The following is a 9351-nucleotide window of genomic DNA, read 5'->3' on the forward strand; positions in this document are numbered from 1 at the left end:
AGCGCATGTCCGACACCGCCGCGGCCAGTCCATCGCCGACCCACGCCAGCATCCGGCGCGACCTGCTCAAGTGGCTGATCGCGCCCTTGCTGTTGCTCAACCTGGTCGGCGCCGGCCTGACCTACTGGCTGGCCTGGCTGCCGGCCCAGCACGCCTTCGACCAGAACCTGATGGATTCCACCTGGGGCCTGTACGCCCAGGTGCGCCACCGGCAGGAACGCACCACCGCCGAACTGACCCAGCAGGCCGAGCAGATCCTGCGCAGCAACCACTCCGACACCACCTTCTTCGCCGTGCGCAATACCGAAGGCCAGATCGTGGTGGGCGACAAGGGCTTTCCCCGCTTGCCGGAAAGCGATGTCTTCGACCGTCCCATCAACTTCGATGGCGAAATGCGCGGCGAGCCGGTGCGCATCGCCGCCATGCAGGTGCGCGTCAAGAACGGCATCATTTCGGTGGCGGTGGCCGAGACCATCCGCAAGCGCGACCGGGCGCACTACACCATCCTGCTGTCCTTCCTGTTGCTGGACGGCGCACTGACCTTCGGTTCGCTGTCGGTGGTGCTGATCGCCGTGCGGCGCGGCCTGCGCCCGCTCAAGAGCCTGCAGCGCAACCTGGAGCAACGCGGCCACGGCAAGCTGGGCGCCATCGACGGCACCGGTGCACCGGTCGAGCTGCAGCCGCTGATCGTGGCCATGAACGAACTGATGGCGCGCATCAACAAGGGTGAGCAGGCACAGCAGAACTTCATGGCCGATGTCGCCCACCAGTTGCGCACCCCCCTCACGGGGCTCAAGCTGCAACTGGAGCTGCTGCACGACAAGCACCAGGACCAGCCCGATACGGCCCGTTCCCTGGCGATGATGAATTCCTCGGTGGAACGCATGATCCGCCAGAGCCGCCAGTTGCTGGCCCTGGCGCGTTCCGAACCCGGCCTGTTCGAGAGCCGCAAGCTGGAGGAACTGTCGCTGGACAAGCTGGTGGAAGAGTCGGTCCAGCACTTCATCGAAGAAGCCGACAAGAAGCGCATCGACCTCGGCTTCGACCTGCAATCGGCGCGCATGCGGGGCGACCGCTTCCTGCTGAGCGACCTGATCGACAACCTCATCGATAACGCCGTGCGTTACTCGCCCCCGCATGGCACGGTCACCGTGCGCTGCCTGGAAGCCGATGGCGCGGCCGTGCTGACGGTGGAGGATTCCGGGCCGGGCATTGCGCCTGAGCATCGCGAACTGATCTTCGACCGCTTCTACCGCGCCAACGACAAGGTGGCCGGCAGCGGCCTGGGCCTGGCCATCGTGCGCGAGATCGCGCACGACCATGGCGGCGTGATCAGTGTCGATAGCGGCGAGCACGGGCAGGGCACGCTGTTTACGGTGCGTTTCCCGCTGGCGGTCTGATGCCAGGCGGCCGGCGCGCCGGCTCCGAACCTCGCTCTTCCGGTTCTGTCTAAACGCCTTCTTCGTGACAATCCAGGAGGCAACATGACGGACAAGGTCCTGCAAAGCGGTACCCACATCGCCCGCTATGACGCGGTGGAAAAGCCCGACGAGGGATTCGAGGCGCAGGTCTTCGTGCGCCTGTCGCGCGAACCCGAGATCGCCGAGACCTATATCCCCGTGGGCATCTTCCCGACCGAGGAAGAGGCGCTCGCCAGCGCCCGCGAGCGCGCCCAGCGGGCCTTGAAGGAGCACGAATTTTGAGCGCCCCCGAATTTTCCCTCACCGCCGGTGCCCTGCACCTGGCATCGCCACGCCGCCGTACCCTGCTGCTGGGCGCAGCCGCCGGTGCCGCACTGGTGCTGGCCGGTTGCGCCTCCAGCGGCATGCAGGGCAGTGCGGCGCAGTCTTCCTCGACCCTGTTCGAGCTGCGCGGTGCTACCACGGTGCCGACCCAGGGCTGGATCAAGGCGCAGATCAGCGACCCCCCGGGCGGCGACATCTACCTGGCACCGCGCGCGGCGCTGGACGCCAGCGACGTGCAGCGCGCCAGCGCGCAGAAGGATGCCGCCGGGCGCGCCATTCTGGTGCTGCAATTCTCGCCGGTCGGGACGGCCAGGCTGGCAGCCGCTTCGCGTGAATTCATGGGACGCCAGCTGGCCGCCGTGCTGCAGGGGCGGGTCACCAACGTGGCCAGGGTGGAGGGGCCGATGACCATCAATACCATGGCGCTGACCGGCTTGCCCAGTTTCGAGGAAGCGGTACGCCTGGCGCGCCTGTTCCCCAATCGCTAGGGCGGCAGGGCACTGGCCGGGCGCGGCAGGGCATGCTAATGTCCTGCCCATTGCACGCCACCGCGGCTTCACGATCCAGCCCAACAATAACAATGTCCGTCGCCCGCCATATCGTCCAGGTCCATCCCCGCTTGTTGATCGGTATCGGGGTGGGTATGGTCGCCGCCTTTTTCATTCCTGCCTCGACCTGGATCGGCCGCAGCCTGATCGGCTGGAATGCCGGTGTCTGGTTCTACCTGCTGAGCCTGTGGCTGATGATGCTGCGCGCCGACGCCATGGCGGTCAAGCGCCTGGCCGAGACCGAGGACGAGAGCGCCCATGTGGTGCTGGTGATGGTCTGCGTGGCGGCCGTGGCCAGTCTGCTGGCGATCCTGCTGGAGCTGGCCGGGGGCAACCATCGCGGCGAGGGGGGCCGGCTGTTGCGCTATGCCTTTACCGCCTCCACCGTGTTCGGTTCCTGGGCGCTGATCGGTACCATCTTCACGCTGCACTATGCGCGCCTGTTCTATGCCGGGGATGACGATCCGGAAGCCTTGCCGCTGCGCTTTCCCGAAGGACAGCGCAATCCCGACTACTGGGATTTCCTCTATTTCGCCTTCACCATCAGCGTGGCGGTGCAGACCTCCGATGTCGGCGTGGCTTCGCGCTCGCTGCGCAAGTCGGTGCTGGTCCATTCGCTGATCTGCTTCGTCTTCAACGCCGCCATCATTGGCCTGTCCATCAATATCGCCGCCGGCCTGGCCGGCAACTGAGCCGCCGCTGACGGACGCCGTCGGTGTCTGGATGACAGCGTTACGGAACCGAAGCGGCCGCTGCCTGTCCTAGCCGGGTTCGTGCGCCGGACCGGCAGCCTGCGGGGCCGGCAGCGCGAAGCGGGGAGGCGGACGTATAATGGCCGGCTTTCCGTGTGGCAATCAGCAAGACCAAGGGGAGGGGGACACAGAACCCCCGCAGCTCGACCAACGATTCGAACAACGGAGCGCACCGTGCGGGTTTATTCCAGCCAAGCAGAAGAACGTATTGCCATGTTGAAGCGCCAGGGCAAGGGCGCATTTTCCGGACCGCCGTTGCCGATGGGACCCCTGATCGGGTTCGGAGTGGCGATTCTGGCCGTGGTCCTGATCGCCCTGTTCACCTACGAAGCCTCGGCCAGCCGGGGCGAAGCGGCCAATGCCGTGTCCCACACCATGCGGGTGCGCGAGCAGCTGCAGAGCCTGGTCTCCACCCTCAAGGACGCCGAGACCAGCCAGCGCGGTTTCCTGCTGACCGGCACCGAGACCTACCTCAGCCCCTATAACCAGGCCCGGGCCGCGCTGCCGGGCGAGATCGCGCGCCTGCGCGAGCTGATCGCCGACAACCCCGAGCAGGTCAATCGCCTGTCGCAGGTGGAACGGGTGGTCAACGACAAGATGGAAGAGCTGGGCGAGACCATCACCCGTCGTCGCAACGGCGATACCGCCGGGGCGCTGGCGGTGGTGCAGTCCGACCGCGGCAAGATGTCCATGGACCGCGTACGCACGCTGACCCGCGACATGGAAGAGCAGGAACGCGATCTGCTCACGGCACGTCAGGGCGACTGGCGCGACGCGGTGGCCTTTTCCACCGCCGTGGCTTGGGGCGGATCGGCGCTGTTGCTGGTCCTCATCGTGGCCGCCGCCGTCACCACCTCGCGCGACTATCGTTCGCGCGAAAAGCAGGCCTGGATCCGCGCCGGTCAGATGGGCCTGGCCGAACGGCTGCAGGGCGAGCAGCGCCTGAGCACCCTGGGCGAGAACACGCTGGCCTTCCTCACGGCCTACCTCAACGCCCAGGTCGGCGCCATCTACCTGCGTACCGACAGCGGCGACTTCCAGCGCTTCGCCGCCTACGCGCTGGAGGACGAGGGCGCCCAGCCACATCTGCGCGATGGCCAGGGACTGCTGGGGCAGGCCGCCAAGCTCAATCGAGCCATGCACGTCAAGGAGGTGCCGGAGCAGTATCTCACCGTGTCTTCCGCCGTCGGTCGCCATCAGCCGCGTGAACTGCTGATCGTGCCGGCCTCGGTGGATGGCCTGGTGCAGGCAGTGTTCGAACTGGGCTTCCTGCGTCAGGTGCGCGCCGAGGAAGAAGAATTGCTGGCCCGCCTGTCGGACCAGATCGCCATCGCCGTACGCTCCTCCAAGGATCGCACCCGCCTGGAAGAACTGCTGGAAGAGACCCAGCGCCAGTCCGAGGAATTGCAGGCCCAGCAGGAAGAACTGCGGGTCAATAACGAGGAACTGGAAGAGCAGGGCCAGGCCCTGAAGGCTTCGCAGCTGCGCCTGGAGACCCAGCAGGCCGAGCTGGAGGAAACCAATGCCCAGCTGGAGGAGCAGGCCCAGTTGCTGGAACTGCAGAAGGACGACCTGGCCAAGACCCAGGTGGTGCTGGTGGACAAGGCCACCGAACTGGAGCGCGCCAACCAGTACAAGAGTGAGTTCTTGGCCAACATGAGCCACGAACTGCGCACCCCGCTGAACTCCACCCTGATCCTGGCCAAGCTGCTGGCCGATAACAAGCAGGGCAACCTGACCGATGAACAGGTACGTTTCGCCCAGACCATTTCGTCGGCCGGCAACGACCTGCTGGCGCTGATCAACGATATCCTCGACCTCTCCAAGATGGAGGCCGGCAAGCTCGATATCGTCTCCGAATCCTTCGTGGTGACCAAGTTGGCCGAGGAACTCAAGGCCAGCTTTGCCATGACGGCCCAACAGAAAAGCCTGGCCTTCAAGGTGGAGGTCGAGCCGGGCGTGCCGCAGCGCATGGAAACCGACATGCAGCGCCTGGGCCAGATCCTCAAGAACCTGCTCTCCAACGCCATCAAGTTCACCGAGAAGGGCGAGGTCAGCCTGCGCATCTATGCCGACGCCCAGAACCGCATCGCCTTCGCCGTGCGCGATACCGGCATCGGTATCGGCGAGGACCAGCATCAGTTCATCTTCGAAGCCTTCCGCCAGGCCGATGGCAGCACCCATCGCAAATACGGTGGCACCGGTCTGGGCCTGTCGATCTCGCGTGACCTGGCGCATCTGCTGGGTGGCGACATCACCGTGCAGAGCCGGCCGGGCGAGGGCAGCATCTTTACGCTCTCGCTGCCGCAGATCTACAGCGGCGACCAGGCCGTCCTGCGTGCAGCGGCGCCGACGTCGCAGTCGGCAAATGCCGCTGCCGCAGCCTCGACACTGCAGGCGGCCCAGGTCGCTACAGCGCCGGACGTGCGCGTTGCCAGTGCCTCAGCGACGGCAGCTACTCCGCCACGCCTGCAGGAGATCGCCATCGATGACGACCGTCACCGGATCGAGGCCACTGCGCGCCTGATCCTGGTGATCGAGGACGATCCGGCCTTCGCCATGATCCTGCGCGACCTGGCCCACGAGATGGGTTTCCAGTGCGTAGTGACGCACTCCGCCAACGAAGGCGTGGCCGCCGCCGACATGTATCGACCCAGCGCCATCCTGATGGACATGAACCTGCCCGACTTCTCCGGCCTGGGTGTGCTGGACCAGATCAAGCGCAATTCCAAGACCCGCCATATTCCGGTGCATGTGGTCTCGGTCGCCGACTACTCGCAGGAAGCCATGGAGCGCGGCGCCATCGGTTACGCACTCAAGCCGGTGCAGCGGGAAGAGCTGATCGGTGCCATCCGCAAGCTGGAAGCCAAGTTCCTGCAAGGTCTGCGGCATGTGCTGGTGGTCGAGGACGATGCCCGTCAGCTCGACAGCATCCGCCAGTTGCTGGCCGGCGAGAACATCAACCTGGTCGGCGTGCGCACCGCTGCGGACGCCCTGGCACGCCTGCGCGAGACCACCTTCGATTGCATGGTGATGGACCTGAACCTGCCCGACCTGTCCGGCTACCAGTTGCTGGAAAAGATGGCCGAGCAGGAGCACGTGGCCTTCCCGCCGGTGATCGTCTACACCGGCCGCTCGCTGTCGGCCGAGGAAGAGCAGAACCTGCGCCGCTTCTCGCGCTCCATCATCATCAAGGATGCGCGCTCGCCGGAGCGCCTGCTGGATGAGGTGACGCTGTTCCTGCACCAGGTGGAAACCACGCTGCCGCCAGAAAGCCAGCGCCTGCTCAAGGTGGCGCGCGACCGCGAGACGGTCTTCGAAGGCCGCCGCATCCTGGTGGTGGAAGACGACGTCCGCAATATCTTTGCGCTATCCTCGGTGCTGGAACCCAAGGGCATGAAGGTCGAGATCGCGCGCAATGGCCGCGAAGCGCTGGAAGCGTTGCGCCGCAGCCAGGACAAGCCCGAGGAGGTCATCGACCTGGTGCTCATGGATATCATGATGCCGGAGATGGATGGCCTCACCGCCATGCGTGAAATCCGCAAGCAGGCGGTATGGAAGCGTCTGCCTATCATTGCGCTGACCGCCAAGGCCATGAAGGATGACCAGGAAAAATGCCTGGCCGCCGGTGCCAACGATTACATCGCCAAGCCCCTGGATGTGGAAAAACTGCTCTCCCTGGTACGTGTATGGATGCCCAAATAAACCAGGCGCTGGCCAACCGGCATTTCGATATCGAGATGCAGTTGCTGCTGGATGCCATCTACCTGAAGTACCACTGCGATTTCCGCGGCTATGCCGGCGCCTCCCTGAAGCGCCGCCTGGCCACGGCCATGATCCGCTTCGGCTGCGATACCCTCTCGCAATTGCAGGACAAGGTCTTGCATGAGCCCGCCATCTTTCCGGCGCTGATGGATTACCTGACGGTACAGGTCAGCGAGATGTTCCGCGACCCGAGCTATTTCCTGGCGCTGCGCGAGAAGGTGGTGCCGCTGCTGCGCACCTATCCCTCGCTGAAGATCTGGGTGGCCGGGTGCAGCAGCGGCGAAGAAGTGTATTCGCTGGCCATCCTGCTGCGCGAGGAGGGCCTGCTCGAACGCAGCATCATCTACGCCACCGACATCAACCAGACCGCGCTCAAGAAGGCCGAAGCCGGGGTCTACGAGCTGGACCGCATTCCCGGCTTCACCAGCAATCACCAGAAATCCGGAGCAAGGACTTCGCTTTCGGATTACTATACGGCGGCTTATGGTGCCGTCGTGTTCGACAAGTCCTTGCGCAGGAACGTGGTCTTTTCCGATCACAGCCTGGCCACCGACAGTGTATTCGCCGAGATGCACCTGGTCTCATGCCGTAACGTGCTGATCTACTTCAACCGGCATCTGCAGGAGCGCGCCCTGGGCCTGTTCCGCGAATCGCTGGTGCGCAAGGGTTTCCTCGGGCTGGGTTCGAAGGAGTCGCTGCGTTTTTCGTCGCATGGCACGGCTTTCGACGAAGTGGATCGCGAGGACCGCATCTTTCAGAAGAAGGGCGAGCTGTGAGCGCCGCCGCCCAGCCCACCCCGGATGGCCGCCTGATCGAGGCAGTGGTCATCGGTGCCTCTGCCGGCGGCGTGGAAGCGCTGTCGGAGATCTTGCCGGCGCTGCGTCGCGGCGCGCACGTGGCGACCATGGTGGTGCTGCACCTGCCGCGCGAACGGCCCAGCCTGCTGGCGAAGATCTTTGCCGACCGCTGCGCCCAGCCGGTGGTGGAAGCCCAGGACAAGTTGCCGGCGCAGCCCGGTGTGATCCATTTTGCGCCACCGGATTACCATCTGCTGGTCGATCGCGGTGACGACGGGCCGTTGCTGGCCATGTCCAACGAGGAACTGGTCAACTTCTCGCGACCGGCCATCGACGTGCTGTTCGAATCGGCCGCCGATGTCTATCGCGAGCGCCTCCTGGGCATCGTCCTCACCGGTGGCAACCACGATGGCGCGGCCGGCCTGCAGGCCATCGCCCGAGCCGGCGGCATGACGGTGGTGCAGAGTCCGCAACAGGCACAGGTGCCCTACATGCCGGCACAGGCATTGGCGCTGGGAAAGGTTGATCATGTGCTCACGCTCTCGCAGATCGCCGATCTGCTGCGTACCCTGGGCGTACAGGGGAATGACCAGGAAAAGGAACGCAGGTGACAGAAAAACAGAAAGAACGAGACCTGCCACGGGTGAAATTCCTGCTGGTCGATGATCTCGAGGAAAACTTGCTGGCCTTGTCGGCGCTGCTGCAGCGTGACGATGTCGAGCTGCTGCTGGCGCGCTCGGGCATGGAAGCCCTGGAACTGCTGTTGCAGCACGAAGTGGCGCTGGCCTTCATCGATGTCCAGATGCCGGACATGGACGGCTTCGAACTGGCCGAACTGATCCGTGGCAGCGAGCGCACCCGCAACGTGCCGCTGATCTTCGTCACCGCCGGTGTGCGCGACGAGCGTCGTCTGTTCAAGGGCTACGAGAGCGGCGCAGTGGATTTCCTGTACAAGCCCATCGAGCCGCACATCCTGCGCAACAAGGCGGAGGTGTTCTTCCAGCTGTATCGCCAGAAGCAGCAGCTGGCGCTGGAACTGCGCGAGCGCACCGAGACCTTGCGCCTGAACGAAATGTTCGTGGCCATTCTCGGCCACGACCTGCGCAATCCGCTCAGCGCGGTGGTGATGGCGGCCACGTTGATCCAGCGGACCTACAAGGAAGAGGTGGCGCAAAAGGCTTCGCAGCAGATCCTCAACGGCGGCAAGCGCATGGCCAAGCTGATCGAGAACATGCTGGACCTGGCCCGCGCCCGACTGGCCGGAGGCATTCCGCTGGTGCGCGCCAGCGCCTGCCTGGGCGAGATCACCGAGCGGGTGGTGCAGGAATACCAGGCCACCTATCCGGGCAGCATCATCGAACGTCGCATCGAGGGCGACGACAATGGCTACTGGGATGGCGACCGCCTGACCCAGGTGGCCGCCAATCTGCTGGGCAATGCCCTGCAGCACGGTGCACCGGGTCATCCCATCTGCATCGGCATCGACGGTCGCAGCGAGCACGAGGTGGTGCTGGTGATCGCCAATCGCGGCGTGATCCCGGCCGAACTGCTGCCGGTGATCTTCGATCCGTTCCGTGGCGGTGAGCGCGAGGTCGGCCGCAAGGAAGGCCTGGGACTGGGTCTCTTCATTGCCCAGCAGATCGTCAAGGCACATGGCGGCAGCATCAGCATGTCCTCCGATGACCAGGTGCAGACCATGGTGACGGTGCGCTTGCCGCGTCGTTGAGCCGTACCGATATTTTCC

The 9351-nt window shown here is 64.9% G+C and carries 8 protein-coding genes; all 8 read left to right on the forward strand.

All coding sequences use genetic code 11. From position 1 onward, the window contains the following. The first annotated feature begins 5 nt into the window (after positions 1–5). Positions 6–1400 carry a sensor histidine kinase gene (locus tag VE092_RS07060; protein WP_324875217.1) on the forward strand — a complete coding sequence of 465 codons (1395 nt, stop codon included), beginning with the start codon at positions 6–8 and terminating at the stop codon, positions 1398–1400. Positions 1401–1484: 84 nt separating this feature from the next. Further along, the gene (locus VE092_RS07065; RefSeq protein ID WP_286865153.1) at positions 1485–1703 is read left to right on the forward strand and encodes a hypothetical protein; all 219 of its coding nucleotides are present in this window, start codon (positions 1485–1487) and stop codon (positions 1701–1703) included. Continuing rightward, entirely contained in the window at positions 1700–2233 is a 534-nt protein-coding gene (locus tag VE092_RS07070) for a SecDF P1 head subdomain-containing protein (protein WP_324875220.1), read from the forward strand. Before VE092_RS07065 ends, VE092_RS07070 begins: the two co-directional genes overlap by 4 nt. A gap of 92 nt (positions 2234–2325) precedes the next feature. Next, the gene (locus VE092_RS07075; RefSeq protein WP_324875222.1) at positions 2326–2985 is read left to right on the forward strand and encodes a DUF1345 domain-containing protein; all 660 of its coding nucleotides are present in this window, start codon (positions 2326–2328) and stop codon (positions 2983–2985) included. A gap of 273 nt (positions 2986–3258) precedes the next feature. Further along, the gene (locus VE092_RS07080) at positions 3259–6750 is read left to right on the forward strand and encodes a response regulator (RefSeq protein WP_324875225.1); all 3492 of its coding nucleotides are present in this window, start codon (positions 3259–3261) and stop codon (positions 6748–6750) included. Beyond that, complete coding sequence (locus VE092_RS07085) at positions 6735–7586, forward strand: CheR family methyltransferase (RefSeq protein WP_324875227.1); 852 nt, start codon at positions 6735–6737, stop codon at positions 7584–7586. Before VE092_RS07080 ends, VE092_RS07085 begins: the two co-directional genes overlap by 16 nt. Beyond that, positions 7583–8218: a chemotaxis protein CheB gene (locus VE092_RS07090; RefSeq protein ID WP_324875229.1), complete on the forward strand. Its 636-nt coding sequence runs from the start codon at positions 7583–7585 to the stop codon at positions 8216–8218. The genes VE092_RS07085 and VE092_RS07090 overlap by 4 nt, the downstream gene beginning before the upstream one ends. Continuing rightward, positions 8215–9333: a HAMP domain-containing sensor histidine kinase gene (locus tag VE092_RS07095; RefSeq protein WP_324875231.1), complete on the forward strand. Its 1119-nt coding sequence runs from the start codon at positions 8215–8217 to the stop codon at positions 9331–9333. Before VE092_RS07090 ends, VE092_RS07095 begins: the two co-directional genes overlap by 4 nt. The last annotated feature ends 18 nt before the right edge of the window (positions 9334–9351 follow it).

The sequence above is a fragment of the Herbaspirillum sp. genome (assembly GCF_035644555.1).
GTDB lineage: Bacteria > Pseudomonadota > Gammaproteobacteria > Burkholderiales > Burkholderiaceae_D > Herbaspirillum.